The organism is Brevundimonas diminuta, assembly GCF_039673845.1.
Classification (GTDB): domain Bacteria; phylum Pseudomonadota; class Alphaproteobacteria; order Caulobacterales; family Caulobacteraceae; genus Brevundimonas; species Brevundimonas diminuta_E.
Genome location: NZ_JBDJMK010000011.1, coordinates 117,161 through 138,681, shown reverse-complemented (window position 1 = coordinate 138,681; position 21,521 = coordinate 117,161). Strand labels below are relative to the sequence as shown.

Below are 21,521 nucleotides of genomic sequence, written 5' to 3'. Positions count from 1 at the left end.
GGTCAGTCATTGGTATCGTCCTCGTCCTCATCGATCTCGACGCACATGAGGTGCGCGAGGCCCTTAGCGCCGTTGCCGGTAATCACCGCGTGAGCCTCCCAATCCTCCACGGCGTTGTCGCAGATCGGGCAGCACGGCATGATGTAGTCGTCAAAATCACCCACGTTCGGCCTCTGTGCTTGAAAGGAAGGTGCGGATTTGATGCCAAATAGAGGCGGGCATGTTGACACGCTTGCTTTTCAGCACCGGCTTTTCACCGTACCCAACGCGCGCTTGGTCTCTAACAGCGCCCAATAGCTCCCTCGCCTCAGCCAGCTTGCGCTCTGCTTCGGTGGCTCGGGAACCGTTCTCAAGGGCCTGATCCTGTGCGATCTGGCAGGCTTGGTGCTTGCGGTTCAGGTCTTCGGTCAGCACCGCGACCTCTGCGATGAGGGCTAGGACGGTGGCGGGAAGATCGCTGTCGATGAACTTAGAACGGCGATCAGCTTGGTCCCTATTTTCATAGATACCGAGCGCCCATGTCTGGGCAGCCTTCGCATTCAGCGCCAGTTCCGCATGATCGCCGGAGCCGGATGCGAGGGCGGTGAGGACACGATCTGCAAGATATGCGGACCAGTCAGAAACCTCGTCGGACAGACCGTTCGCGTATCCATCGGGCACGTGGTCGTTGTCGTGCGCCTGGATCGCTCGCGCCACCTTCTCGCGCGGGCTCATGGTCTCAGGCTTCGGGGTGGTCATCAGTTCTCGCTCCAGTAATATTGGTCTTCGTAGAGCGCGTCCGCTGGTGACGGCATTGGGTCTGAACCGCGCGCGTCGTCATTCTCATCCCATGATCCAGCCGACATCGACCAAGCCTCAAGCGGCGTGATGACGTATGGAGAACGCAGCAGCAGGAAGGTGTATCGAAGACGCCAAATCAGCTTGCTCATTCCCCCGCCTCCCCAGGTGCTGCGGAGAGGGCTGGAACCCATGAGCTGTCGCGAACCCGTCCCTGATAGCCGCACTCGGTGCAGCCCATGCCCCGGCCTGACACGGTGTCGTATCCGCCGTAGCAGCCCGAACAGGCATGCGACCACGTGACGGTCTCGCAAAGCTGATCGTCCACGAACGCCCAGCTCTTGCGACGGTCTAGGCGTCGACCCGCTCTCGCGTCCCCCTCGGCCCAGCTTAACGGGCGGTCGTCGTGATGGATGAAGCCGTCGATGATCTGGGTTTCACCGCGCATGATTACGCTGCCGACCATCACTGCCCATCCTGTTGCAGGGCGGCGAGGTCCAAAAGCGCTTGACTCGCGATATGTCTAGCGCGCCCCACCATTCCAACATTGGAAAGCTCCGCCAACGCCTCCACCGCTACCCGCAGCGCGTCGGGGACGGGGTGGGTGTAGAGCGCCAACACCTGATATTCAGGGTCGGCCTTCAGGGCGTCGATGGCGTCAGGGTCTTCATCGTCAGCAAAGCCCCACCCATTAGCACCGAACTTGACGGCGTGGCCCCACGGAGCCACCGGCTGCGCGTCCTCGCGGGCTGGCGGCTGGGCGCGGAGGGCGAGGTATTTCGCGCGAACGTCAGACAGGGTAACAAGGCGCGACCGTTCTCGCTCGGTTGCCGATCCGCCCTCTTGATGGGTCGCGCCGATGTCGCACGACTCCTCGTCTATCTCGCGCTCAAGCCACGACAGGAACGCCTCCCCCGCCTCTGCCGGGGCTTCCTCGCGGGTGGCGAGGGCGGACAGATCAGTATAGGCGACGCGAAGGGCCTCAACGGGCCACACGCAACCCTCATCACCCTCTAGCGCATCGTCCTCGGCCTTCTCGGCGAGATCGAGAAGATGCTTGGCCCTAGTCATGAAAGCTGTTGTCAGGGCTGGCGGTTGGGCGCGGACATCGGCCTTGAGCGCACGGATGCGGGCTGACGCCTCGCGGGTCAGGTCGTCCCACAAGCTGCCCTTGATCCACTCGCGGCCGATCTTCTGGTGGTCCTCAACGGCTTTAGCGGCCATCTCAAGGATCGTATCTGCATCCACCGCCCCGCCTTCCTCGCGCACAGGGGCGGCGGTGAGGGCGATGTGCAGGATGCGCTCGGCGCAATAGACGGCTGCCAATGCCTCGGTGCCGGGGTCGCTCAACTCGCCGATCAGGCCGTTACACACTTCGATCAGGCGGCCGTATTCATCAACCGGCACGGACACCATGCGGATAGGGGGAGTCATGCTGCGCTCCTGAAAAGCGGAAGTTCATCGCGACGGACCGACCGGGCCATGCCGATCAGAAGGTCGCGGAAGGGGGCGGGGGTATGGATGCGGGGGGTGCTGTCGACGCCCCCGCCGTTGGATGCGACTTCGCCGCGGCGCTTGGCCTTTTCCAGGCCGATGCGCGCCACTGTCTCTGGATCCAGTTCGATCTTGGTCCTGCCCCAGTCCAGTTCAGGCAGAGTGATGCCGACAGCGTACAGCCACGTGGGTTTTCGTGCGTAGTGGCCATAGCGCCCCTGCTCGACGCAGCAGGTCCAGCCGCCGTAGAAGTCGGCTGATACCCAACCCCCATCACGTGGCGGGCGGTTCAGGTTGAAGTGAGCCCACGCGTGGCTTTGCTCGGGGTGCTCCAGGACGCCGCCATACATGCGGACATCGGCCAGCGCGGACTTGAAGCAGCCACCGTCGTCACCTTTGACCTTGCGCACGCCAGTCGCCTTGATGACCGAGGGGTTTCCAGCCCACAGCTTCCCCCAGCGCTGACAGGGCGGGTGAGCGACGACCGGATGCGGCCCAGCATATTTGCGCGCGTCGCGGGCCTCGTCCCAGGGGTCCACACCCTCCAGGCCGTAATAGGCGCCGTTGGTTTCCACGTAGAGGGCGGCGATCACCCCTCACCCCCACGGGATTGGCGGGCGGCTTGGCGGAGGGCTTCGATCACCGGGTAAGGATTGTCTTGTCCGCAGCGCTCGGCCTGCGTTGCTCCGCATTTTCTGCACTTCACCGCTGACCGCGCGTCGTTCTGGCGGACGGGGCAGAGGGCTACTTCGGCATCATATTTTGCCAGCGCCTCCAGCACTTCGGGGGCGGTCATGGCTGCACCTCGGAATCCAGCGAGCGCAGGAATTCCTTCACGTCGAAGGAATCGAGTTCCAGCGTCGCTTGCCAGTAAGCTGCCTCAGAGGCAGCACCCAGCTTTAGGGCCTGAACCGCCAAGCCGAGTTTGGCCTTCTCCTGGGCGGCCTTGCCCAGAAGGAATCCGATCCGCTTCCATATGGCGCGGGACCGATTGGCCGCGTCGTTAGCTTCAAAGGCAGCCATCTCAGCGACCCTCCTGTTGGGCGGTAGCCTTGGAGAGGGCGGCTTTGAACGCGGCGTAACTGCGCTTGCTGCGGATTTCTCCAGCATCAACCCGACGGCAAAACTCTGCGGCAGCCTCGAACAGGTCGGGCGCGGCGGCTCGGATTGTCGCGTCAGCCACGGCCCGACGGTTGCCCGCGATGACCTCATCCCGCTCGTTCGGCGGGAAGCCAACTCCAGACCACAGGTCATCGTGCGAGCGCATCAAGGTCGAATGCGCAGGCATAAGGTCAGAGAAGACGACCTCGCCTGCTTCGTTCAGCGTTTCGATGTTGTACGGCCAATGCTCGCTCACGCGGACCGTTAGCGGCCCCGGAGTATACTTCACTTCAGCCATGGTCTTGGGCCTCTTGGCGGTGGTCGCGGATAATCTGCTCAGCGGCGGTGGTGTCGCCGGAGACGGCGTAGAGGGCCTGGCAGAGGTCGAAGGGGTCGATGCTGAGGGTTTGCCAGAAGGCGAGTTCGGCGCCGGTGTGCTGGCGGGAGTGGCAGTCGCGGCAGAGGGGCGTCGTCCAGCGGTCCGAGGGCTTCTCAGCCTTGCCGGTGGGGCGCTTGCCGATCTGCAGGTCGCCAGCGCGCAGGTGCGCGGCGTCACAGGGGCCGGTGGTCCCGCAGCCGACGCAGGGCAGGCGCCGGATGAAGGCGAGGTGCTTGTTGTCGCGCTCGCGCGGCTGGCGCTGGCCGGGGCCTTCGGGACGGAAAGATCGGGAGCGGACGTGGCCGGGTGCGAAGTGCTTGCGCTTCACCGCCCGGCGCTCGTCGCGCAGGCGCTTCATGTCGGCTTCGATCTGGAAGAGGGAGCGGCTCATGCGGCGGCCCTCGGGTCGATAGCGACGGTTCGGCTGTGCTTGAGCAGGCCGACGCGCACGCGCTCGCCTTCCTTGGTCATGAGAACCGTGAAGGGCCGGGCGGGGATGTTTCGCTCAGGCCAGGCGGGCGCCTCCTGCCCAGACAGAAGCAGGCCCTTGGCGATCATGCCCAGGACGAGGTCTTCGGCGAACCGAGGCGCGCCGGGATGGGCGCCGACGGGGGCGTTGTGCAGAACGAAGGGCTGGCCGGCGAAGGCCGCCCGCCCGAGTTGCTGGTCCGGCCGGACCTGACGCAGCAGGTCGGCTTCCTCGGCCGTGAGCGAGACGGGAGGCTGGTCGCGGATCATGCGGCCACCTGATCGGCGGTCTCGATATAGCGGGCGTGGAGCTTGCGCCCCAGCGGCGCCCGGAAGCGGCCGGGGCAGAGGCGCAGGGCCACGATGTTGGTCTCTTCCAACTGGGCGAGTTGGGTCGAGGAGGTGGCGAGATCGACGCGGCGTTCGAAAGCCTCGGCCCAGCCCTTCCAGTCGGTGGCGGCGACGTCCTCGGGGACGAACAGACGCTCGGTCCAGTCCACGTCCTCGACGTATTCCGGCAGGCTGTAGGGGCCGACTTCCGGCTCCAGCTCGGCCTTGGCGCGCGGCGGTGGTGGGCAGGCCTGTTCCATCAGCGACAGGGCGGCGGCCAGGCGCTGGGCGAAGCGGTCGTGATCCTCGACATAGGTGGACAGGTAGATCAGCGGCACGCTGGGACCGCCCGGTTCGCGCGATCCGTCGATGCGGACGGTGGTCTCGCCGAACAGGTCGATGTCTCGCCTGGGCGTGGGCCGCTCGATGATGGCGTAGAACTGATGGGTCACAGCAGCACCCACCAGAAGCAGGCGACGAAGCCGCCGCAGACCAGGGCCTGCAGGGCGGTGACGGCGACGCTCCAGTCGAGACGGCGGGCGGCGGCGGTCGCGCGACGCGCTTCGGCCCGCTCAGCCGCGGCCTGGCGCTGGATCAGGTTGCATTCGCGCTCGGCGCGGCGATCGAGAACAGCCTGCCATTCCGGGTGGAAGACGAGCCCCAAGGGATGGGGCGGGCTGTCGATGTAGGTGTCGTGGAAGATCACGGTGTCCCCCCTCGTTGATGGGGTGACTGTGCACAATATGCACTTTGTCTGTCAACGGCAAAAGTGCACGTAATGCACGTTCTGTGATAGAGTGCCCACCATGACCTACACATCACCGCGTTACGCTGGACTCTCCGGCGGCCAGACCAATAGGCTCGTCTCGCGATTTGAGGGGGGCGTTAATGTCGGAGCCGCTATTTCGGCTGACCTACGAGGGCGGCGACGCGGACGCGCATGCTATGGACATGCGATTGCTGGGGGCCTCGCTCCTCGGCGCGGATCGGATCACGTCGGATGGCCTGATTATCCTAGCGCACGGACGTTCGCCAAAGCGCGGGGAAAGGGCGCCGCTAATCGCCAAGGTCCGCGAACCAGTTGCTGGATCCTACGACCTGCCGGGGATGCTTCAGGACGGAGCGTGGCTTCTCAATCTAGGGCTACCCATCGCCCAACAGGTGATTGCTGCGCACCTCAGCGAATGGTGGTCTCTTGTGAAAGCCCATCACAGCGGACGACCGGATTTAGCGGAGAAGGCCATGCAGTCCTTGCTTGAGATGAACCGCGATCACTTGGCCGCCAGAGACGCAAGTGAGGCCCGCGCTCATAAAGAGCGTATGGTTTATGCTGAGATTGTGCGGGAGACGCTGGCGTTCCAGCAAAAGCCCTTGGAGCAGTTTGTCGCGCCCGTGGGGCGGTCGGTCTCGTCGGCCACCGTTCGGGCAGGCAGCGCATCGGCCGTGTCGGTCGATGCCAAGGAGGCCGAAGCTATCAGGGCAATGGGAGCGCTAACCTGGAGCGATCTAGAGGAAATTCAACTCAAGACGGACGGCTTCCGATTTCACACGAGCGGCCTGAGCATCGAAAATCCCGAACGAGACGGCTTCCTTATGGCGAAGGTTTCCGACCCTCGATTTGAGCAGCAAGAAAATGCATACACCGCCGCTGCCCAGCGCCGGGCCGAGGTCATCGTATTAGGCCGGAAGGGGTATAGGGGTGGTGAGCTAGTGAAGATCGACATCGTCGATTTTATCAGGGAGCTTGCCGCTTAACAAAAACCCCGCCTGGTGGGGCGGGGCCGGGGCCTTTGGGTCGTGCTGATCTATCAGCCGTCGCAGTCGATGGCGAGGATCGCCTCGATACGGCAGAGCACCTGCATGAGGGTGTCTTCGTCGCACTTGCTGTGAAATGCGGCATTGCGCGCGGTCCAATCGAGGTCGCGCAACTGATTGGAAATGATGGCGCCGGATACGCCTGCGCCGCGAGGAACCTCAACCTCAAACGACGAGAGCTTTCCCGTAACGGTCGTGATCGGGACCACGAAGCAATGGCCCGTCGCGATGTTGTAGTTTCGCGGGGAGAGAACGAGAGCTGGGCGACGTCCGCCTTGTTCCGTCCCCGCGTGAGGGGTGAAATCGAGCCATACGAAATCACCCCGCTCCGGCTGATAAGGCCCCCCTGTCACCAAACTTCGTCCCCCTTGGGTTGGCCCCAGTCGACCTCTCCGGTGCGGCGCTCATAGCCTTCCAGAAGGTCGGCCAGCTTGAGCTTCTTGCGGGTGGGTCGGATGACCAAAGCTTCGTCTTCAACGGCAAGCTCAACCGTTTGGCCCTCGGTCAAGCGGACGCTTTCAGCGAGGTGCTGAGGCAGTCGAAGCGCCAGGCTATTGCCCCACTTCGACACAGTGGCTGTGCGCATGATTTTTTCCCTTCAGATACGCGGTACTGCGGTGCGTTCGCGTATCTTCAATGTAGATACATGAACTCCGACTTAACGTCCAGCGGGTTTTCAGGGTTCCGGTCGTCCAGTGCGGCTCACCTCTCAGTTCGCCGTCAGCAGCAGGTGGCATCCGACATTCACCAGTGAATGTTTATGCCAGACCGTGGCGGATCAGCCTGCGCGCCTGGCGCGGGGGTGTGATCTGGATGATCTCAGCCGCCCAGCGCACCCGGACGTCCTTCATCGTCGGACCGTTGATGCTCTCTAGGTCGTAGAGCCCCGGCTTGCTGCCGCGGCGCAGAATCTTGATCAGCACGTCGGGGTCGTCGGCCTCGTCGTCTCCTGCGAGCTGGACCACGACTTTCTCACCGATCAGGTCGTCGCTCGGCGGGGTCTCCAGGTTCTCATAGAAGATCAACGACCCGTCATCGGCAAATCCACGCATCGAGTGACCATCGACCTGGACGGCGACACAATTGGACGTAGCGCCGATGGGCAGCGGGACGCGGTCATTGGCCGCTTGCACAAGCGTCCTGACGATCCGTCCCTCGGGGTCGGCACCCACATGTCCGACGATCGGGGCGAGGATTTGGTCCGGAAGCTTGGTTAGATCCCCCACTTCAACGCCGTAGAGCTGTGCCAGCGGGCCTAGGTGAAATTCGCGGAGTTCGACGCTCCCGCGTTCAATCTTCCCGTAGTTTTGCCCTGTCATGCCCAGAGCCTCGCCGACCTGCTCGTAGGTCAGGCCGTGGGCGGCGCGCCAAGCGCTCAACTTGTAGGGCGACTCGAAGTCCGCCTTAGGTTTTCTGGCCATGCCACTACAGGCCATTGGAGTGCATATCATGCCAGCGCACGATATGCACATTCGGCTTGACGGGTAAGGTGCATATCGTGCACTTTCCGGGCTATGACAAAGCTCCAAGAATGGCTCGGGCCTAAACGCGATGATCGGTGGCTTGCTGAGGCCCTCGGGTGCAGCCGCTCGCAAGCGTCTCGGATTCGGCGCGGCGAAAGCCGTCCCAGCCCGGAGCGCGCCTTCCTCATCGAGAAGTTGTCGCGCGGCGAAGTGAGGGCCGCTGAACTCCTGACACGGCGACAGGACTGACCATGGTGGGGGGCGAACATCACAACAGGGGGGCGGCGATGACCGACCAGAAGACCGCAGGCCTCGACATGGACGAGGCCGCTATCCGCAGGATCGTTCGCGAAGAAATCGCCGAGGTCGAAGCTGAGCGGAGCGCTGTGGAAGACGCCGCCGAGCGCCAGCTTGAAACGGTCCTGGGATCGCTCGGCGATGACTGAACTAGCGCTGAACCTTCTCCTCGATCTTCCACAAGCTGGCACGAAGAGCCTCGACCATCGCAGGATCAATGTTCGCCCCTTCGATCGGGTTGATGACGTCCTGACGCACGCCGTCAAGGATCGCTTGCCCTTCAGGGTGGGTCCGCAGGATCGCCGCGAGAAGTGCGCGCGTGACGATTTTCTCGGCAACGCGCTCGCGTTGGCGGTCGGTGAGTTCAGGGAAAGCCGGAAGGTCAGACATTCGAAATCTCCAGTGGTGTGTGACAGCTTCACTGTAGAGAACCGCAGCGGGCGTGGAAGCCCCCCGTCCATGCCCGCTGCGGCGCCTATTGGCGGGGGTGCGCAATGAGCCGCTCCGTCGTTCAGATCCTGATCAGCACGATCCGATCGCAGGCCGAGACGACGCTGGCGCTGGAAAGCCTGCTGGCCTCGCGTGCGGACGAGTTCTCCATCGCCCGCGCGCGCCGCGCAGTGCTGGACGCAGCCCTGACGGCGCAGACCACGGCGGATGGAGCCGAGCGTCTGCACCAGACGGTGATGGCGGCCCTGCCGCCCGCGTCGAGCGCCGTCGCCTCCGATCAATCCGACCCTCCTGAAGAGCCGCCGCCGAGTGCGGCCTGACCCCTTGAACCTACGGCCCGGCCTTCGGGTCGTCACCTTGCCCCAGCCCGGAACTTCGCAATGCCTGATCCACGCACGATCCATATCAAGGCCCTTTTCGACCAGCTGGTCTCGGCCATCGGCACGCAGGAGGCGGCGGCCGTATTCCTGGGCGTCAGCCGCCAGCGCATCGGCCAGTTGATCAACACGTCGAACACCGACCTGCCGACGCTGATCCAGATTCAGAAGCTGGAGGAGGTGTGCGGGCAGTCGGTCGTGTTCGCGGCGCTGGCGCGTCAGGTCGAGAGCGATTCTGCACAGGTCACGGCGATGGCGGCGGCGGTTGAGGCGAGCCAGACGTCAGCGGCGACGCTGAGCACGGTTTTCGAGGGCGCCGCCGACCTGGTGTGGGAGGCCCATGAGATCGACGCGGCGCAGGACAAGGCGCGGCTGAACCTTGAGGCGGCGAAGCGGGCGTTTGACGCCACGATGGCGCTGAAGCCCACGCATCGGGTGGTGCAGTGATGGTTGGCTTTCGCACGCTGAGGGCCCGCTGGCGCCTGTCCCGCGCCAATGCCGACTTCCTGCGCTGTAAGGACGAGTGGGCAGAGGCCGAGGCCCGGCAGGACTGCCGCCGCATGAGCGTGGCCGCCGCCAACCTGAAGGCCGCCCGAAACGCCCAGATGCGTGCCGAGGTGGCTTTGGGCGCCTTGTCGGGACGGAGGCGGGCCGCATGATCCAGCGCGTCAATGTCGAGAGCTGCACGCCGCGCCGTGACGGCCAGCATTTGATCACGTACCGGGTCGGCGGCTGCCTGTACTCGGCGATTTCGGCTCAACCTGTTCAGCCAGGGACCGACGTGCGCGTGCGCGACGGCGAGGTGGTCGCATGACGATGGCGACGAACCGCGGACAGAGCGGCTCGGCGGCCCTGCATGCGACGGCGCCACGGGGATATGACGCCGCGGCTGTGCTTCAGGCCGGTGCGTTGCTGGCCAAGTCGCCGGGGTCCTTCCAGTCGGTGTTTCTGGCGACGGGGGTTCCGGTTGAGGTCCTGCGCGCCGCCTATCCAGCCAAGCGTGAGCCGTATCGGCACGTCCCGCTCGCGCGACCCGTCACCGCAGAAGATTGGAGGGCCGGTCGAGTGGGCCAGGTACGCATTCCATACCGCATCAGCGCGACAGACATCATCGCGACGGTCGCGGCGCACTTCGACCTGCCCGAAGCGGCGGTGACCGGGCGTCGTCGGACAGGCGAGATCGCCCGACCGCGCCAGATCGCCATGTACCTGTGCCGCCAGCACACGCCATTGTCGTTCCCTGAGATCGCCCGTGCGCTTGGCGGCAAGGACCATACGACGATCATCCACGGGGTGCGGCGGATAGAGGAACTGCTGGGCGAGGACGACGTGATCGCCAATCACGTTGCGCAGTTGAACCGCAAGCTGTCCGTCGGCGCGCGGCGTCTGGATCACATGATCCTGCGGACAGAGAAGCGGTTGGAGAAGCTGAAGGCCCTGCGCCGTCAGGTGGTGATGGTGTGACGCCACTGGAGCGCCTGGGCCTAGAGGTTGCGGCCTTTCAGCTTCTGGGAAGCCGGATGCAGGCAGCGACGCTATGCGCCCTGTTGGATGCCGACGGGCGGATGGTGACGGTCGAGCGTCTGGCCGCTGCGCGGCCGTGGATGGATAGCGACCTGACCGACGCACGGAACGTCATCAAGACGCGCGTCTGCGTGCTGCGTGAATCGCTGGCTGATGTCGGGCTTGGTGGTCTGATCGTCACGGCCGGTGGTCGAGACAAGGGCGGTTACGCCATCCCTGAGCCGGGCCGCACGGTCATCCTAGAGCGGTTGGTCGAGGTTGCGGCATGAGCGTTCAGGCGATCACCTGGGCGCTGGAACAGGCCTGCGCCACGGCGACCGAGAAGGCGATCCTGCTGGTGCTGGCGAACTACGTCGGTGCGGACGGGACCTGCTACCCCGGACAGGACACCATTGCATCGCAGGCGTGCTGTTCGCTGAAGAGCGTTGAGCGTGCGCTGGCGGCCTTTGAGGATCGGGGCTGGATCGAGCGCCGCGCCCGGCGCCGCCGTGATGGCTCGCGCACGTCGGATCTGATCGATTTCGTCGCCACAAGCGCCCCGGATCGCGCCGGAAAACCGCAACCCGACACAGAGTCGGGTAGTGAACCAACCCGACTCCCTGTCCGAACCAACCCGACTCCCTGTCCAAACCAACCCGACTCTGTGTCGGGGCTCACTACGTTTGAACCGCTAGGTGAACCGTTAGGGGAAGCTGCTGCTACTGCGCAGGCGCCCGCGACGGTTTCCCAGCCGGTGGTCCAACTGGTCGAGACGGTGGTTGAGAGCCCTGAGGCCGCCCCGGCGAACGACTGGCCAGAGGGCGACGTCCGGCGCCATGCCGAGTTGCTGGCCGAAATGGCTGAGACCGTTCGGCTCGACGTGACCCGCCAGCCCGGCCTGACCCTGACAGCCGCCCGCCTCGCAGCGTGGCGCCGGGATGGGGCGAGCTGGGAGCACGACGTGGTGCCGGTGGTCACAACTCTGGCCCGAAGACGAGGCCAGCCGATCACGTCCTGGAAGTTTTTCGACGCCGCCATCGCCCAGTCCATCGCGGACAACCGCCAAGCCCTGACCATCCCCGAGGCCCGCCATGCAAGCCCAGCCCACGTCCGCATTCCCGACCGCCAATCTGCCCGTAGCGCAAACCGAGACCGTTCGGATGCCGGTGCTGAATGGGCCTCTCAGGTCATGGCTGCTCGAGGAAGTTTCTGACGCCAAGGCCGTCGAGGTGATCGCGAAGAGCGATCTGCTGCGCGGCCAGGCGGCGATGATGCTGCCGGTTCTGAGGCAGGAGGCGCTTCGCCCGGCGACTGAGGCCGAGATCGTGGCGATCATCCGCAGCCGGGAGCAGACGTTCGGAGATCTGAGGATCAACCGTACGGAGGCTGAGTGGGCCACGTTCTTCGCGGACTACTTCGAAGCGCTGGCCGGTCTGACGGCCTCGGCCATCGAGTCGGGCATGAAGGCGTACATCGCCCTGCCGGACAGCGACTGGGCGCCGAAGCCGGGCAAGCTGGCGCACCTCGCCCGGACGACGCCGACAACGGGTCGCTTCGCCCGCGCCTACAATCGCGCCAAGGCGGCGGTGGTTCAGCATCAGCAGGCCGCGGCGCCCAAGCCTCTGCCCGGCCCTAAGCATTCGCCGGAGGAGGTGAAGGCGATGGTGTCCGAGACGCTGGCGGCGTTGTCGGAGACGCCGACGGCAAAGTTGATGGCCGCCCGCAAGGCCGCCTTACCGCGCACGCCGGCCGCGCCGCTCCCGCCCGGCAGCCACATGAGCGCTGAGATGCGCGCGAAACTGGGTCTGGCCAGCCCGCAGCGTGAAGCACGAGTGCAAGGAGAGGCCGCATGACCCGAATGAAAGCGACGGCGGAACAGGCGGTCGCGCTGGAGCGCCGTCGCCTTACCGATCGGGCGGCTCTGATCCGCGGGAGGGTCGAGGCGTCGCCCGGATGCGGGTTGATGCCCAAGGTCTGTGCGGTTGAGAACCGCATGCGCCTGCTGCAGTTCGGGGTGGCGCGCCAGATGCTGGATGAGATCGACGACGCCCTGGAGGCCCAGCGCCATAAGGCTGAGGGAGACGAGGCGCGCCGCGCTGGGGAAGAGCAGGACGACCTGCTCCATGCCCAGGGCGTGGAGACGGTGCGAACAGCATCAGGCGCTGGCGCCCGTCACGGCTTGTTGTGGCTGATCCACAAGGGACGATTGACGCCCATGCAGAAGGTGGCAGGACAGCGGTGGTCGGACGACTACAGTCTGGTTCGGACGGATGGGGTTCGGTCGTGCCTGAACGACAATGTGCGTGGTCAGGCCACAGAGGCCTTGCGCCTGGAGGAGAAGAGGGCGGCGGCGCAGCAGCGGCTGATGGCGGCACGTTTCCGCATCCGGCAGACGACGGGGTCAGAACGGCTCTCGGACCTGTTGGACGCCGTGTGTGGACGGGGAAATTCCCTTCGCGCTCTTGCCGGTGGTGACAAGGTGAGGGCCGCCCAGATGGAGGCAGAATTAGGTGTGGCGCTGGATATGGCGGCAGTCAGCTATGAGATTGTTCGGGTGGCGGCATAGCCCCTTGCGTTTGGGCCCAAACTGAGCGACAAATCGATATCGGCGCTTCTTGCGTCTGAAGATAGGCCCAGCGGGAAACCGCCGGGCCTTTTCTGTATCCGGCTTTCAGGCCGTGGCCGTTAAAGCGGGACTGTCTCGATAGCCCTGCGGGTTTCTGTGGCGGTCATGGCGACAACAATGCTGCGACCTTCGGTCATGTCTATGCAGCAGCCGTGCTTAGTCTCTTGAATATGGATCACATGATCCGGGTTGATCAGGACGGTGCGGCCTGTGAGCTGGGGCAGTTCAATAAGGGTGGTCATCGCTATCTCCGTTGAGGAGCGGCGATGATGCTCGAGCGCCCGCATTCAACAATGCACCGTGTTTCACAGCACGGTTTCAGCGTACCAATCACCCCTCCCTTAAGGGCGAGAGGACGGCAGGCTTAGGGTTGGGGGTTCCCGGCCGGGCCTGCCGTCTGCTTTCTAAAACCGGGCAGCGAACGAGGAGAACGGCTCGCACAGCATTCGGAGTTCGGCTGTCGAATACAGGCCGGGAGCCGCGCGCTCGATCAGGTCAGGTGTCCACAGCCTGAAGCTTGGCTCCGTCGCCCGGATGCTCATCACCGCATCGGCCCGGAACGCCAGCAGCCTGACAGCGAGCTTTTTGGCGACGAGGTAGTGGGGTGAGCCGCTGAACCAGTTGAGCCCTTGCGCCTCGGCTTGCTCGTCCGCGAATGCGGTAGCGAGGCCCTCTTCAAAAACTGGGGCATGCATACCGCCTGACGGAGCGAGCAGGTGGATGACCTCGTGAGCTAACTGGAAGAAGGCCTGTGATGGGTCGTCAGCTGCTGAGCGGCCAAGACGGATCGACACATTGCCCCTATTTCCCGGATACCAGAGGCTGGGCCCATCGCCGCCGAACTCGACCCCGAGAGGCGTATACGACTTGTCACGCGGGCCGTACCGCTCTTCAGCGATCGCCAGCAAGTGGCCAAGCCGACTTGTCAGAGTCCAGGTCCAACCGTCCGGTAGTTCGGAGCATACGAAACCAATGGCTGAATCGTTGACCGTGACCGGCATGGGTGTCTCTTTAGGAGAGAGTGGCGCGAATGGAGGCATCGGACCACGCGGTGCCCGCAAGCCGTTGTGGCCTACCTCCGGGAACGTGATGGACGTTGTTCGCCATGCCCTCGAGAACGGTCAAGCCGTTTCGCTTGAGCAGAGTGTGAGCGGCATGGGCGACGCCGATCTCAACATCAAGATTACGGTTCGGCATCACAGTGGCCCGTCGTCCTGACCACATCGCCTCCCAAGGCACCCAGCGCCTAAGAGGCCGTAGAGGCGTAGAGCAACGAAAGCGCCGCCTCGCCGCCGAGCCCCTGTGCAGGGACTGCATGGCCAAAGGGATCATCACCGCCTCGACGGTGCCCGATCACATCGTCCCCCTGAGCCAGAACGGCCCAGACACCGACGATAACATCCGCTGCCTCTGCGCGGACTGCCACACCATCAGGACCAGAGAGCAGTTCGGCCAGCGCCAGGTCAGCCCGGTCGGGTTGGATGGGCGACCCCTCGACCCGAACCACCCGTGGAACCGGCCCAACCCCGCCTGATGCGACCCGCTCGCAGGAGGGAGGGGGGAGGTCGAAAGTCCAGAGCCCGTCGCTCGGACACCGGCGGCCCAGGTGCGTTCGCACTGAAAGCAGTTTTGAACTAAAAAGTTGGGAGCACCCCCGTAGGGGGTGAGTGTGCATGAACGTAGTGCCGGGGACGGGCGACATCGTACCGGAGCCGCACTGGCGCATGCTCCTGACGGACGACCTGGAGATTGAAGCGGCTGGCGAGCACTGGCGCCGGATCGCCACGGAGATGCGCGAGCGCGGCATTCTCTCGCCGGCCAACGGCCACGCGATCCAGCGTCTGGTCTTGGCCTACGTGATCTTCGATCGGTGTTCGCGGGAGGTCGCCGAGCACGGCGCCGTTTCCAAACCCAAGCGGGGCAACCCCAGGGCCATCACCCGGATCAGTCCGCACTACACCGCAATGCGTGAGGCGGGATCGGACGCCGAGCGCCTGGAGGCTGAGCTCGGGTTATCGCCGCGCCGCCGAGCCGCTGCAGCGAAGGTCGAGAAGAAGGCGAGGACCGCCCGTGCCTCCGACGCGTATCTCACAGTCGCCAAGTGATCCGACGAGCCGGTGGGCCGCCGATGTCGTCGCCGGGCGGATCGTTTCGGGGGAGTTGGCTCAGCAAGCGGCCGAACGTCACCTCCGCGACCTGAAGGACGGGGAGAAGCGGGGGATCTACTTCGATGAGGCGGCGGCGGCGCGCGCCCTGGGCTTCTTCCCGGCGGTGCTGTCGATCACGGCCGGCGCGATGGAGGGCAAGCCCTTCACGCTGCTGCCTTGGCACCAGTTCACGGTCGGGTCGCTGTTCGGTTGGAAGATGAAGAGCGGCCGGCTTCGGTTTCGGCAAGCCTGGCTTGAAACTGGAAAGGGTCAGGCCAAGTCGCCGCTCATGGCGGGCATCGGCCTCTACCTGATGGGCTGGCACGGAGTGAAGCGGTCCGAGGTCTATGCGATCGGGCAGGATCGGGCGACGGCCAACGTGCTGTTCAAGGACGGCGTGGCCATGTGCCGGGCCAACATCCCGGACACGCCGGAGGATGAAACCGACAGTCTCGTCAGCCGGGGCGAGGCGATCATCCGAGGCGAAGGCGACAACGCCTGGAAGATCGAGCACCCGGAGACCGGATCAAAGTTTCAGTCGCTGGCGAACGGCGAGGCGATCTCAGGCCCCAGGCCGACGGCCGTGCTGGCCGACGAGATCCACGAGTTCAAGTCGGGCGCTTCGATCGAGACCTGGCAGCGCGCCATCGCGAAAATGCCGGGCGACGCCATGATGCTGCTGGGGACCAACACCCCGGCGACAACGCAGATTGTGGGCACGGCCTACAGCGAGTTCTTTCAGAAGGTGCTCAAGGGCGACGTCAAGGACGACGAGGCGTTCGCGTTCATCGCTCGGGTCGACAAGGCGGATCGGGAGACGATCTTCGACAACGAGGCGGCGTGGGTGAAGTCCCTGCCCGCCCTCGGCATCACCTTCCCTGTCGAGAACATCCGCGGCGAAGTGAACACGGCGAAGGTGCGGCTTTCGACGGCCATGTCGGTGCGGCGCCTCTACTTCGGCATCCCGACCGGCGCCGTCGACTTCTGGATCGATGAGGCGGCCTGGGCGGCGGTCCAGGGCGAGGTGAACCCGGACGACTTCAGGGGCTGCCCCTGCTGGCTATCGCTGGACCTGTCGAAGAAGAACGACCTGACCGCCCTGACGGCGATCTGGCTGAAGGACGGGAAGCTCTACGCCAAGACCTGGTACTGGACGACGCGGGACGGACTGGCGGATCGGGCCAAGGAAGACGGCGCGCCCTACGAAGAGTGGGTTGAGGCTGGCCATCTGACAGCCGTGCCGGGCGCGGTGATCGACAAGACCTTCGCGGCCGCCGAAGTCGCCCAGCTAGTCGCCGAGCACGACGTCCAGTTCCTGGCCTTCGACCCGGCCGGCATCGCGGACTTTATCGACGCCTGCGACGACATCGGCTTTCCGGTGTGGCGCTGGAAGGGGCCGGACGAGCCGGAGGGCGAGGGCCTGAAGCTGATCGCTCACGGCCAGGGCAAACGGGTCGTGTTCGAGGATCGACAACTCTGCATGCCTCGCTCGGTGGAGCGGCTTGAGGACGCGATCCTGACCAAGGCCATCATGGTGGACGCATCCCCTGTGACCTACATGTGCGCGGCGAACGCGGCGCTGGACCACGACGGGCAGAACAACCGGGCCTTCGACAAGAAGCGCTCACGGGGCCGGATCGACGGCCTTGTCACCTTGGCGATGGCCACGGGCGCCGCGCTCTACAGTCAGCGCGACGACGCGCCGCCTCCGTCCCCTTGGGACGACCCGAGCTTCTCACTGATGGAGACGACATGAGCTTCTTCGACCGCTTCCGTCGCGACGAGACCCGCGCCAGCATCGAGAACCCGGCGGTCCCCCTGAGCGTCGGCGGCATGCTGACGCTTGTCGGTCAGGGATCGGTGGACCTCCCGCGCGTGACGCCCGACAGCGCGATGACCGTGCCCGCCGTCGCTGGGGCGGTGACCTTCCTTTCGGGGTCGCTTGCTAACTTGCCCCTGCACCTGTTCAAGGACAAGGGCGCCGACGGCGTCGACCGGGACCGGTCAGACCTGTCGAAGGTCTTAAACGAGGCGGCGAACGACGAGTGGTCGAGCTTCGCGGCGCGGCGGTATTTCTGGTCTCAGGTCTTCGGCTCGCCCGGCCGGGGACTGTTCTGGATCGAACGCACCGGCCCCAAGGTTCACGGGCTCTGGCCAATGGACGCCAGCGCCACTGTTGTCCAACGAGTACAGGGGCGCCGGGTCTATCGCTATGACGGCAAGACCTATGCGGCATCGGAGGTGGTGGACGTTCCGTTCCTGCTGAAATCCGACCAACTCAGCAGCCACAGCGCTTTCACCATGGCGGCCCCGGCTATCCAGCAGGCGTTGGCGATGCGCAGCTACGCTGCCGGCTTCTTCGCCGGTGGAGGCGTCCCCCCGCTGGCGCTGACCGGGCCGATGCCCGCCGGAGCCGAAGCGGTGAAGCGCGCACAGGCCGACATCAAGCGGGCCATCGCCGCCGCAAAAACGAACAGCGAGGCAGTCTTCCCGATCCCTGCCGGCTACGAGCTCAAGCCTGTCGGCTTCGACCCCGATAAGGGCCAGATGACCGATGCGTTCCGGTTCCAGGTGGAAGAGTTTGCGCGCGTGTGGGGCCTGCCGCCGGTCTTCCTGCAGGACCTGACGCACGGCACCCACACCAACACCGAGCAGCAAGACCTCTTCCTGGTGAAGCACCTGATCAGCCGCTGGGCCAAGGCGCTGGAAGACGAGTTGAACCTGAAGCTGTTCGGCGCGCGGCGGAACAAACGCTACGCCGAGCACAACCTCGACGGCCTGATGCGCGGCGACCTCCTGAGCCGGATGACGGCGCTGGCCAAGGGCGTCCAGACCGCACTGATTTCACCCAACGAGGGCCGCGCCCTGGACAATCGTGGGCCGAAGGAAGGCGGGGACGTCCTCTACATCCAGGGCGCCACCGTGCCGCTGGGGACGTCGCCCAAACACACGCCGCCCGTGACGGGAGACCAGAATGAAGACTGACGAAACGCGGGCCCTGGCCCAGCCGCTTGAGCTTCGAGAGACCGATGGTGGCGGCAAGATCGCGGCCGGTTTCGCGGTCGTTTACGGCAGCGGCACGGAGATCGGCGACAGCTTCAGGGAAGTGTTCGAAGCCGGCGCCTTCGCCAAGGCGATCACGGGCGACGTCCGCGCCCTATTTGGCCACGACCGCAACCGCGTTCTGGGTCGCACCGTGGCTGGAACGCTACGCCTCACAGAAGAGCCTGCCGGCGTCCGTTACGAGATCGACCTGCCGGATACGTCGGACGGGCGCGACATGGCGATCTCCGTCGCGCGGGGCGACATCCGCGGCACGTCATTCGGCTTCCGGTCGGTGCGCGAGACCTGGGACGACACCACGGAGCCGCCGACCCGCACGATCCATGAAGCGGAGATGTTCGAGATCTCGCCCACGGCCTTCCCGGCCTACGGCGACACCTCGATTGCTCTTCGCTCGCTCGACGCCGCCCGCAAGGAGCGCCGCGCCCATAACTTCAGCCATGCGGCGCGCCGTCTCCGCATGAAGATTTCCCTCGACCTCAAGGGCCGAGAGTAAGGCAGCGCTCCCGCGCTCGTCCGAACCCCTCAGCGACAACATAGGAGAACGCCATGTCGCGCATCACGGAACTGCGGGAGAAGCAGGCCGCTCTGGTGGCCCAAGCCCGCGAACGTCTCGACGAGATCAACGCCAATACCGACGAAAGCCGCGCCGCCGAGCTGGAGTCGCAACATGACGCCGCAATGGCCGAACACGACCGGATCGACAAGCAGATCGAGCGCGAGGAGCGCATGGAGCGCGTCGAGCAGCGCGCGAACGAGCTTCGCGAGCAGCGCCGCCCGATCCCGAAGGACGGCGACGAGCAGCGCGGCGACGGCGCCCAGGTCGAATATCGTCAGGTGTTCGCCAAGGTGATCTGCGGCACCGAAGTCTCGGAGCTGAGCTCTGAAGAGCGCCAGGTCCTGAAGAAGGGCGCCGCCGAGTTCCGCGCCCAATCGGCCGGCACCACCACGGCCGGCGGCTTCACTGTCCCGACTGAGCTTCTGGCCGAGATCGAGAAGGCCATGAAGGCCTGGGGGCCGATGTACGACAGCGACATCTGCCGCGTCATCACCACCTCGGGCGGCAATCCGCTGAAGCTGCCGACTGTGGACGACACGGCCAGCACTGCGGAAGCTCACACCGAGAACGCGCCGCTGACCGACGACGGCGGCAAGGACGTGACCTTCGGCCAGAAGTCGCTGGACGCCTACGCCTTCGACACCGAGTTCGTGCGCTGGTCGTGGGAACTGGACGCCGACAGCATCTTCAACATGGAGGCCCTGCTGGGCGAGCTGCTGGGCGAACGCCTGGCGCGGATCGCCAACAAGCAGCTGACGATCGGCACCGGCACCTCGGCGCCACACGGCATCGTTCCGGCTTCGTCGCTGGGCGTGACTGCCGTGGCCACGGCGGCCATCACCTTCGACGAGTTGATCGACCTGGAGCACTCCGTCGATCCGGCTTACCGCAAGGCTCCGGGCGTCGGCTACATGCTGAACGACCAGACCTTCAAGGCGATCCGCAAGCTGAAGGACCAGGAGGGCCGTTACATCTGGCAGCAGGGCGACGTGAAGAACGGCGCGCCGGGCACGCTGAATGGCCGCCCCTACCACGTCAATCAGGACATGGCCGAGATCGCCGCCGGCGCCAAAGCCGTGCTGTTCGGCGACTTCAAGAAGTACTGGGTGCGCAAGGTTGGCGCCCCGGTCATCGGCGTCCTGCGCGAGCGCTTCTGGCCTGACCTGGGCATCGCCGGCCTGATCCGCTTCGACGGCGAACTGGCCCAGCCGGGTGCTGTGAAGCACCTGGTCATGAAGGCCTCCTAACTCAGAAGGGAGCGGGGCGGGCTTCGGCTCGCCCCGTCTGCTGCCATGAAAATCAAGATGCTCACGGGCTTTGAAGGCCCGACGATTTCCGTCCAGCCCGGACAGGTCACCGAGGCGTTCAGCAAGTCGGAGGCCCTCGACCTCATCAAGGCCGGCCATGCCGTGCCGGTGACGGAGGAACGAGTTGAGCGGGCGGTGAAGAAGCCGGCGCCGGAGACGCGCGGCTGATGTGGCGGCCTGCCGTCGTTACGGCCGCCCCTACGACGCCGGTGATTTCGCTCGAAGATGCGAAGGATCACCTGGGCGTTGAGCACGACGACCACAACGCTCAGATCGAGCTGATGCTGGCGGCGGCGCTAGCCCACGTCGAGACCCGGACGGGTCAGCGGCTCGCGATGCAAACGGTGACGTGCCGCTGCAGCGGATGGGCGTCCATGGCGGCGCTGCCGGTGGCCCCGATCGCTGAGGTGGTCGCCATCCGATACATTGACGGCGCTGGCGTTCAACGGACGCTGGCTCCTGAAGCCTATGAAGCGCGCGTCGACGGGCTGGAGGCCGAAGTTGTGCCTCTGGGGCGCGCGGGATGGCCTGCCATTCAGCTCGGGCAGCTAATCACGCTTGAGGCGCGGGTCGGCTATGAGCCCGGCAGCGCGCCGTTTGAACTTGTCGCGGCCGCCAAGCTGATCCTCGGCGACCTCTACGCCTATCGCGAGACGGCCCAGGTCGGAGCCGCGGGCAGCGAAATCAAGGTCAGCGTCAATCTCGATGGATTGCTGGAAAACCATCGCATTCATCTGATCTGAGGAGACCCGCCATGCGCGTTCGCTTTACCGAACCCTACGACTACACGCCGAGCGAAGAGCCGCGCGTACTGATCGCTTTCTCTCCGAATGGCGGAGCCGAGCAGGACGGCGTCTATACCGTCCGCCGGGAATGCGGCGAGGCGGCTGTGAAAGCGGGCAAGGCGGTCGAGATCGCCCAGGACCCGCTCGACCACGACGGCGACGGCCGCAAGGGCGGGTCGCTGCCGAAGGCGAAGAAGACCAGTGCCGAAGCCTAAAGGCGCCGGCGACCTTCGCCATCGGGTGAAGTTTCAGCGCCGCGCCGAGGGCGATGACGGGTACGGCAACCCCGTCAAGGGCTGGACCGACCTCGGCATCGAGCGCGCCGCCAGTTTAACCCCGACGCGCGGCGGCGAAGAGATCCAGGCTGGGCGCGTCGCGGGCAAGGCCTCCTGGGACTGCTGGGTCCGGAACGACAGCGGGTCGCGTCAAATCACGACCGGCGACCGTGTGGTGGACGCCCGCGATCCAGGCCGCGTTTTCAACATCCGCTTCATCGGCGACATGGACGGCGACCGGACGTGGCTGCTGATGCAGGTGGAAAGCGGGGGCGTCAGTGGCTAAGGGCGGGCTTGAAGGCGTC

At 65.3% G+C, this 21,521-nt stretch carries 39 protein-coding genes; 22 read left to right on the top strand and 17 right to left on the bottom strand.

Annotated features, from left to right (window positions below; genetic code table 11):
• Positions 1-2: 2 nt before the first annotated feature.
• The 11 genes from ABE454_RS13605 to ABE454_RS13555 form a co-directional block, all read right to left on the bottom strand.
• Complete coding sequence (locus ABE454_RS13605) at positions 3-164, bottom strand: hypothetical protein (RefSeq protein WP_346532469.1); 162 nt, start codon at positions 162-164, stop codon at positions 3-5.
• The gene (locus tag ABE454_RS13600) at positions 157-738 is read right to left on the bottom strand and encodes a hypothetical protein (protein WP_346532468.1); all 582 of its coding nucleotides are present in this window, start codon (positions 736-738) and stop codon (positions 157-159) included. Before ABE454_RS13600 ends, ABE454_RS13605 begins: the two co-directional genes overlap by 8 nt.
• Complete coding sequence (locus ABE454_RS13595) at positions 738-929, bottom strand: hypothetical protein (protein WP_346532466.1); 192 nt, start codon at positions 927-929, stop codon at positions 738-740. Before ABE454_RS13595 ends, ABE454_RS13600 begins: the two co-directional genes overlap by 1 nt.
• Positions 930-1,242: 313 nt before the next feature.
• A complete protein-coding gene (locus tag ABE454_RS13590; RefSeq protein WP_346532464.1) occupies positions 1,243-2,211 on the bottom strand; it encodes a hypothetical protein in 969 nt (322 codons plus the stop codon).
• The gene (locus ABE454_RS13585) at positions 2,208-2,864 is read right to left on the bottom strand and encodes a hypothetical protein (RefSeq protein WP_346532462.1); all 657 of its coding nucleotides are present in this window, start codon (positions 2,862-2,864) and stop codon (positions 2,208-2,210) included. The genes ABE454_RS13590 and ABE454_RS13585 overlap by 4 nt, the downstream gene beginning before the upstream one ends.
• A 199-nt stretch (positions 2,865-3,063) precedes the next feature.
• A complete protein-coding gene (locus ABE454_RS13580; protein ID WP_346532460.1) occupies positions 3,064-3,294 on the bottom strand; it encodes a hypothetical protein in 231 nt (76 codons plus the stop codon).
• Position 3,295: 1 nt separating this feature from the next.
• Positions 3,296-3,670, bottom strand: coding sequence for a hypothetical protein (locus ABE454_RS13575; RefSeq protein WP_346532458.1), 375 nt, complete (start codon positions 3,668-3,670; stop codon positions 3,296-3,298).
• Entirely contained in the window at positions 3,663-4,142 is a 480-nt protein-coding gene (locus ABE454_RS13570; protein WP_346532457.1) for a hypothetical protein, read from the bottom strand. Before ABE454_RS13570 ends, ABE454_RS13575 begins: the two co-directional genes overlap by 8 nt.
• On the bottom strand, positions 4,139-4,489 hold the full coding sequence (locus ABE454_RS13565) for a hypothetical protein (protein ID WP_346532455.1): 351 nt from the start codon (positions 4,487-4,489) through the stop codon (positions 4,139-4,141). Before ABE454_RS13565 ends, ABE454_RS13570 begins: the two co-directional genes overlap by 4 nt.
• Positions 4,486-5,001 carry a hypothetical protein gene (locus ABE454_RS13560; RefSeq protein ID WP_346532453.1) on the bottom strand — a complete coding sequence of 172 codons (516 nt, stop codon included), beginning with the start codon at positions 4,999-5,001 and terminating at the stop codon, positions 4,486-4,488. Before ABE454_RS13560 ends, ABE454_RS13565 begins: the two co-directional genes overlap by 4 nt.
• Positions 4,998-5,255 carry a hypothetical protein gene (locus ABE454_RS13555; protein WP_346532451.1) on the bottom strand — a complete coding sequence of 86 codons (258 nt, stop codon included), beginning with the start codon at positions 5,253-5,255 and terminating at the stop codon, positions 4,998-5,000. The genes ABE454_RS13560 and ABE454_RS13555 overlap by 4 nt, the downstream gene beginning before the upstream one ends.
• A gap of 182 nt (positions 5,256-5,437) precedes the next feature.
• On the opposite strand from ABE454_RS13555, the gene ABE454_RS13550 reads away from it, so the two are divergent.
• Positions 5,438-6,304 (top strand): hypothetical protein, encoded by an 867-nt coding sequence (locus tag ABE454_RS13550; protein ID WP_346532449.1) that lies wholly within the window; start codon positions 5,438-5,440, stop codon positions 6,302-6,304.
• A 53-nt stretch (positions 6,305-6,357) separates the two neighbouring features.
• On the opposite strand, the gene ABE454_RS13545 is transcribed toward ABE454_RS13550, so the two are convergent.
• The 3 genes from ABE454_RS13545 to ABE454_RS13535 form a co-directional block, all read right to left on the bottom strand.
• A complete protein-coding gene (locus tag ABE454_RS13545) occupies positions 6,358-6,717 on the bottom strand; it encodes a type II toxin-antitoxin system PemK/MazF family toxin (protein ID WP_346532551.1) in 360 nt (119 codons plus the stop codon).
• The gene (locus ABE454_RS13540) at positions 6,714-6,950 is read right to left on the bottom strand and encodes an AbrB/MazE/SpoVT family DNA-binding domain-containing protein (protein WP_346532447.1); all 237 of its coding nucleotides are present in this window, start codon (positions 6,948-6,950) and stop codon (positions 6,714-6,716) included. The genes ABE454_RS13545 and ABE454_RS13540 overlap by 4 nt, the downstream gene beginning before the upstream one ends.
• Positions 6,951-7,122: 172 nt before the next feature.
• Entirely contained in the window at positions 7,123-7,785 is a 663-nt protein-coding gene (locus tag ABE454_RS13535) for a helix-turn-helix domain-containing protein (protein ID WP_346532445.1), read from the bottom strand.
• A gap of 93 nt (positions 7,786-7,878) precedes the next feature.
• On the opposite strand from ABE454_RS13535, the gene ABE454_RS16175 reads away from it, so the two are divergent.
• Together ABE454_RS16175 and ABE454_RS13530 are read left to right on the top strand one after the other, a co-directional pair.
• The gene (locus ABE454_RS16175) at positions 7,879-8,076 is read left to right on the top strand and encodes a helix-turn-helix domain-containing protein (RefSeq protein ID WP_430826371.1); all 198 of its coding nucleotides are present in this window, start codon (positions 7,879-7,881) and stop codon (positions 8,074-8,076) included.
• 38 nt (positions 8,077-8,114) lie between these two features.
• Positions 8,115-8,273 carry a hypothetical protein gene (locus tag ABE454_RS13530; protein WP_346532443.1) on the top strand — a complete coding sequence of 53 codons (159 nt, stop codon included), beginning with the start codon at positions 8,115-8,117 and terminating at the stop codon, positions 8,271-8,273.
• 1 nt (position 8,274) lies between these two features.
• On the opposite strand, the gene ABE454_RS13525 is transcribed toward ABE454_RS13530, so the two are convergent.
• A complete protein-coding gene (locus tag ABE454_RS13525) occupies positions 8,275-8,514 on the bottom strand; it encodes a hypothetical protein (RefSeq protein WP_346532441.1) in 240 nt (79 codons plus the stop codon).
• 104 nt (positions 8,515-8,618) lie between these two features.
• Here ABE454_RS13525 and ABE454_RS13520 point away from each other — a divergent pair, with 104 nt between their 5' ends.
• Genes ABE454_RS13520 through ABE454_RS13480 form a run of 9 tightly spaced genes read left to right on the top strand, consistent with a single transcriptional unit; the run spans position 8,619 to position 13,020 of the window.
• On the top strand, positions 8,619-8,894 hold the full coding sequence (locus ABE454_RS13520; protein WP_346532439.1) for a hypothetical protein: 276 nt from the start codon (positions 8,619-8,621) through the stop codon (positions 8,892-8,894).
• Positions 8,895-8,954: 60 nt separating this feature from the next.
• Positions 8,955-9,398: a helix-turn-helix domain-containing protein gene (locus ABE454_RS13515; RefSeq protein ID WP_346532437.1), complete on the top strand. Its 444-nt coding sequence runs from the start codon at positions 8,955-8,957 to the stop codon at positions 9,396-9,398.
• On the top strand, positions 9,398-9,610 hold the full coding sequence (locus ABE454_RS13510; protein ID WP_346532435.1) for a hypothetical protein: 213 nt from the start codon (positions 9,398-9,400) through the stop codon (positions 9,608-9,610). Before ABE454_RS13515 ends, ABE454_RS13510 begins: the two co-directional genes overlap by 1 nt.
• Positions 9,607-9,765 (top strand): hypothetical protein, encoded by a 159-nt coding sequence (locus ABE454_RS13505; protein ID WP_346532433.1) that lies wholly within the window; start codon positions 9,607-9,609, stop codon positions 9,763-9,765. Before ABE454_RS13510 ends, ABE454_RS13505 begins: the two co-directional genes overlap by 4 nt.
• Positions 9,762-10,415, top strand: a complete 654-nt coding sequence (locus tag ABE454_RS13500) for a helix-turn-helix domain-containing protein (RefSeq protein WP_346532432.1) — start codon at positions 9,762-9,764, stop codon at positions 10,413-10,415. The genes ABE454_RS13505 and ABE454_RS13500 overlap by 4 nt, the downstream gene beginning before the upstream one ends.
• Before the next feature lie 56 nt (positions 10,416-10,471).
• Positions 10,472-10,744, top strand: a complete 273-nt coding sequence (locus ABE454_RS13495; RefSeq protein WP_346532430.1) for a hypothetical protein — start codon at positions 10,472-10,474, stop codon at positions 10,742-10,744.
• Entirely contained in the window at positions 10,741-11,667 is a 927-nt protein-coding gene (locus ABE454_RS13490) for a helix-turn-helix domain-containing protein (RefSeq protein WP_346532429.1), read from the top strand. The genes ABE454_RS13495 and ABE454_RS13490 overlap by 4 nt, the downstream gene beginning before the upstream one ends.
• Complete coding sequence (locus ABE454_RS13485) at positions 11,615-12,307, top strand: hypothetical protein (RefSeq protein WP_346532428.1); 693 nt, start codon at positions 11,615-11,617, stop codon at positions 12,305-12,307. The genes ABE454_RS13490 and ABE454_RS13485 overlap by 53 nt, the downstream gene beginning before the upstream one ends.
• A complete protein-coding gene (locus ABE454_RS13480) occupies positions 12,304-13,020 on the top strand; it encodes a hypothetical protein (RefSeq protein ID WP_346532426.1) in 717 nt (238 codons plus the stop codon). The genes ABE454_RS13485 and ABE454_RS13480 overlap by 4 nt, the downstream gene beginning before the upstream one ends.
• 119 nt (positions 13,021-13,139) lie before the next feature.
• Here ABE454_RS13480 and ABE454_RS13475 read toward each other — a convergent pair whose 3' ends face one another.
• Positions 13,140-13,322, bottom strand: a complete 183-nt coding sequence (locus tag ABE454_RS13475) for a hypothetical protein (protein ID WP_346532425.1) — start codon at positions 13,320-13,322, stop codon at positions 13,140-13,142.
• Positions 13,323-13,484: 162 nt separating this feature from the next.
• Entirely contained in the window at positions 13,485-14,081 is a 597-nt protein-coding gene (locus ABE454_RS13470) for a hypothetical protein (RefSeq protein WP_346532423.1), read from the bottom strand.
• A 314-nt stretch (positions 14,082-14,395) separates the two neighbouring features.
• Here ABE454_RS13470 and ABE454_RS13465 point away from each other — a divergent pair, with 314 nt between their 5' ends.
• The 10 genes from ABE454_RS13465 (at position 14,396) to ABE454_RS13420 (ending at position 21,502) form a co-directional block, all read left to right on the top strand.
• A complete protein-coding gene (locus tag ABE454_RS13465; protein WP_346532421.1) occupies positions 14,396-14,614 on the top strand; it encodes an HNH endonuclease in 219 nt (72 codons plus the stop codon).
• A 139-nt stretch (positions 14,615-14,753) separates the two neighbouring features.
• Complete coding sequence (locus tag ABE454_RS13460) at positions 14,754-15,185, top strand: P27 family phage terminase small subunit (RefSeq protein WP_346532420.1); 432 nt, start codon at positions 14,754-14,756, stop codon at positions 15,183-15,185.
• A 190-nt stretch (positions 15,186-15,375) separates the two neighbouring features.
• On the top strand, positions 15,376-16,983 hold the full coding sequence (locus tag ABE454_RS13455; protein ID WP_346532549.1) for a terminase large subunit: 1,608 nt from the start codon (positions 15,376-15,378) through the stop codon (positions 16,981-16,983).
• Entirely contained in the window at positions 16,980-18,212 is a 1,233-nt protein-coding gene (locus ABE454_RS13450; RefSeq protein ID WP_346532418.1) for a phage portal protein, read from the top strand. Before ABE454_RS13455 ends, ABE454_RS13450 begins: the two co-directional genes overlap by 4 nt.
• Positions 18,202-18,786 (top strand): HK97 family phage prohead protease, encoded by a 585-nt coding sequence (locus ABE454_RS13445; RefSeq protein WP_346532416.1) that lies wholly within the window; start codon positions 18,202-18,204, stop codon positions 18,784-18,786. The genes ABE454_RS13450 and ABE454_RS13445 overlap by 11 nt, the downstream gene beginning before the upstream one ends.
• A 53-nt stretch (positions 18,787-18,839) precedes the next feature.
• Positions 18,840-20,096, top strand: a complete 1,257-nt coding sequence (locus ABE454_RS13440) for a phage major capsid protein (protein WP_346532415.1) — start codon at positions 18,840-18,842, stop codon at positions 20,094-20,096.
• 45 nt (positions 20,097-20,141) lie between these two features.
• On the top strand, positions 20,142-20,324 hold the full coding sequence (locus tag ABE454_RS13435; RefSeq protein ID WP_346532413.1) for a hypothetical protein: 183 nt from the start codon (positions 20,142-20,144) through the stop codon (positions 20,322-20,324).
• A complete protein-coding gene (locus tag ABE454_RS13430; protein ID WP_346532412.1) occupies positions 20,324-20,899 on the top strand; it encodes a head-tail connector protein in 576 nt (191 codons plus the stop codon). The genes ABE454_RS13435 and ABE454_RS13430 overlap by 1 nt, the downstream gene beginning before the upstream one ends.
• An 11-nt stretch (positions 20,900-20,910) precedes the next feature.
• Positions 20,911-21,156 (top strand): hypothetical protein, encoded by a 246-nt coding sequence (locus ABE454_RS13425; RefSeq protein ID WP_346532411.1) that lies wholly within the window; start codon positions 20,911-20,913, stop codon positions 21,154-21,156.
• Entirely contained in the window at positions 21,143-21,502 is a 360-nt protein-coding gene (locus ABE454_RS13420) for a phage head closure protein (protein ID WP_346532409.1), read from the top strand. The genes ABE454_RS13425 and ABE454_RS13420 overlap by 14 nt, the downstream gene beginning before the upstream one ends.
• Positions 21,503-21,521: the final 19 nt, after the last annotated feature.

Bases quoted from the DNA above. Each gene is read 5' to 3' on its own strand.
- ABE454_RS13600 (WP_346532468.1), bottom strand. From the start codon at position 738: ATGACCACCCCGAAGCCTGAGACCATGAGCCCGCGCGAGAAGGTGGCG.
- ABE454_RS13595 (WP_346532466.1), bottom strand. From the start codon at position 929: ATGAGCAAGCTGATTTGGCGTCTTCGATACACCTTCCTGCTGCTGCGT.
- ABE454_RS13590 (WP_346532464.1), bottom strand. From the start codon at position 2,211: ATGACTCCCCCTATCCGCATGGTGTCCGTGCCGGTTGATGAATACGGC.
- ABE454_RS13580 (WP_346532460.1), bottom strand. From the start codon at position 3,294: ATGGCTGCCTTTGAAGCTAACGACGCGGCCAATCGGTCCCGCGCCATA.
- ABE454_RS13575 (WP_346532458.1), bottom strand. From the start codon at position 3,670: ATGGCTGAAGTGAAGTATACTCCGGGGCCGCTAACGGTCCGCGTGAGC.
- ABE454_RS13570 (WP_346532457.1), bottom strand. From the start codon at position 4,142: ATGAGCCGCTCCCTCTTCCAGATCGAAGCCGACATGAAGCGCCTGCGC.
- ABE454_RS13565 (WP_346532455.1), bottom strand. From the start codon at position 4,489: ATGATCCGCGACCAGCCTCCCGTCTCGCTCACGGCCGAGGAAGCCGAC.
- ABE454_RS13550 (WP_346532449.1), top strand. From the start codon at position 5,438: ATGTCGGAGCCGCTATTTCGGCTGACCTACGAGGGCGGCGACGCGGAC.
- ABE454_RS13540 (WP_346532447.1), bottom strand. From the start codon at position 6,950: ATGCGCACAGCCACTGTGTCGAAGTGGGGCAATAGCCTGGCGCTTCGA.
- ABE454_RS13535 (WP_346532445.1), bottom strand. From the start codon at position 7,785: ATGGCCAGAAAACCTAAGGCGGACTTCGAGTCGCCCTACAAGTTGAGC.
- ABE454_RS16175 (WP_430826371.1), top strand. From the start codon at position 7,879: ATGACAAAGCTCCAAGAATGGCTCGGGCCTAAACGCGATGATCGGTGG.
- ABE454_RS13530 (WP_346532443.1), top strand. From the start codon at position 8,115: ATGACCGACCAGAAGACCGCAGGCCTCGACATGGACGAGGCCGCTATC.
- ABE454_RS13525 (WP_346532441.1), bottom strand. From the start codon at position 8,514: ATGTCTGACCTTCCGGCTTTCCCTGAACTCACCGACCGCCAACGCGAG.
- ABE454_RS13520 (WP_346532439.1), top strand. From the start codon at position 8,619: ATGAGCCGCTCCGTCGTTCAGATCCTGATCAGCACGATCCGATCGCAG.
- ABE454_RS13515 (WP_346532437.1), top strand. From the start codon at position 8,955: ATGCCTGATCCACGCACGATCCATATCAAGGCCCTTTTCGACCAGCTG.
- ABE454_RS13510 (WP_346532435.1), top strand. From the start codon at position 9,398: ATGGTTGGCTTTCGCACGCTGAGGGCCCGCTGGCGCCTGTCCCGCGCC.
- ABE454_RS13505 (WP_346532433.1), top strand. From the start codon at position 9,607: ATGATCCAGCGCGTCAATGTCGAGAGCTGCACGCCGCGCCGTGACGGC.
- ABE454_RS13500 (WP_346532432.1), top strand. From the start codon at position 9,762: ATGACGATGGCGACGAACCGCGGACAGAGCGGCTCGGCGGCCCTGCAT.
- ABE454_RS13495 (WP_346532430.1), top strand. From the start codon at position 10,472: ATGCAGGCAGCGACGCTATGCGCCCTGTTGGATGCCGACGGGCGGATG.
- ABE454_RS13490 (WP_346532429.1), top strand. From the start codon at position 10,741: ATGAGCGTTCAGGCGATCACCTGGGCGCTGGAACAGGCCTGCGCCACG.
- ABE454_RS13485 (WP_346532428.1), top strand. From the start codon at position 11,615: ATGCCGGTGCTGAATGGGCCTCTCAGGTCATGGCTGCTCGAGGAAGTT.
- ABE454_RS13480 (WP_346532426.1), top strand. From the start codon at position 12,304: ATGACCCGAATGAAAGCGACGGCGGAACAGGCGGTCGCGCTGGAGCGC.
- ABE454_RS13475 (WP_346532425.1), bottom strand. From the start codon at position 13,322: ATGACCACCCTTATTGAACTGCCCCAGCTCACAGGCCGCACCGTCCTG.
- ABE454_RS13470 (WP_346532423.1), bottom strand. From the start codon at position 14,081: ATGCCGGTCACGGTCAACGATTCAGCCATTGGTTTCGTATGCTCCGAA.
- ABE454_RS13465 (WP_346532421.1), top strand. From the start codon at position 14,396: ATGGCCAAAGGGATCATCACCGCCTCGACGGTGCCCGATCACATCGTC.
- ABE454_RS13460 (WP_346532420.1), top strand. From the start codon at position 14,754: ATGAACGTAGTGCCGGGGACGGGCGACATCGTACCGGAGCCGCACTGG.
- ABE454_RS13455 (WP_346532549.1), top strand. From the start codon at position 15,376: ATGGAGGGCAAGCCCTTCACGCTGCTGCCTTGGCACCAGTTCACGGTC.
- ABE454_RS13450 (WP_346532418.1), top strand. From the start codon at position 16,980: ATGAGCTTCTTCGACCGCTTCCGTCGCGACGAGACCCGCGCCAGCATC.
- ABE454_RS13445 (WP_346532416.1), top strand. From the start codon at position 18,202: ATGAAGACTGACGAAACGCGGGCCCTGGCCCAGCCGCTTGAGCTTCGA.
- ABE454_RS13440 (WP_346532415.1), top strand. From the start codon at position 18,840: ATGTCGCGCATCACGGAACTGCGGGAGAAGCAGGCCGCTCTGGTGGCC.
- ABE454_RS13435 (WP_346532413.1), top strand. From the start codon at position 20,142: ATGAAAATCAAGATGCTCACGGGCTTTGAAGGCCCGACGATTTCCGTC.
- ABE454_RS13430 (WP_346532412.1), top strand. From the start codon at position 20,324: ATGTGGCGGCCTGCCGTCGTTACGGCCGCCCCTACGACGCCGGTGATT.
- ABE454_RS13425 (WP_346532411.1), top strand. From the start codon at position 20,911: ATGCGCGTTCGCTTTACCGAACCCTACGACTACACGCCGAGCGAAGAG.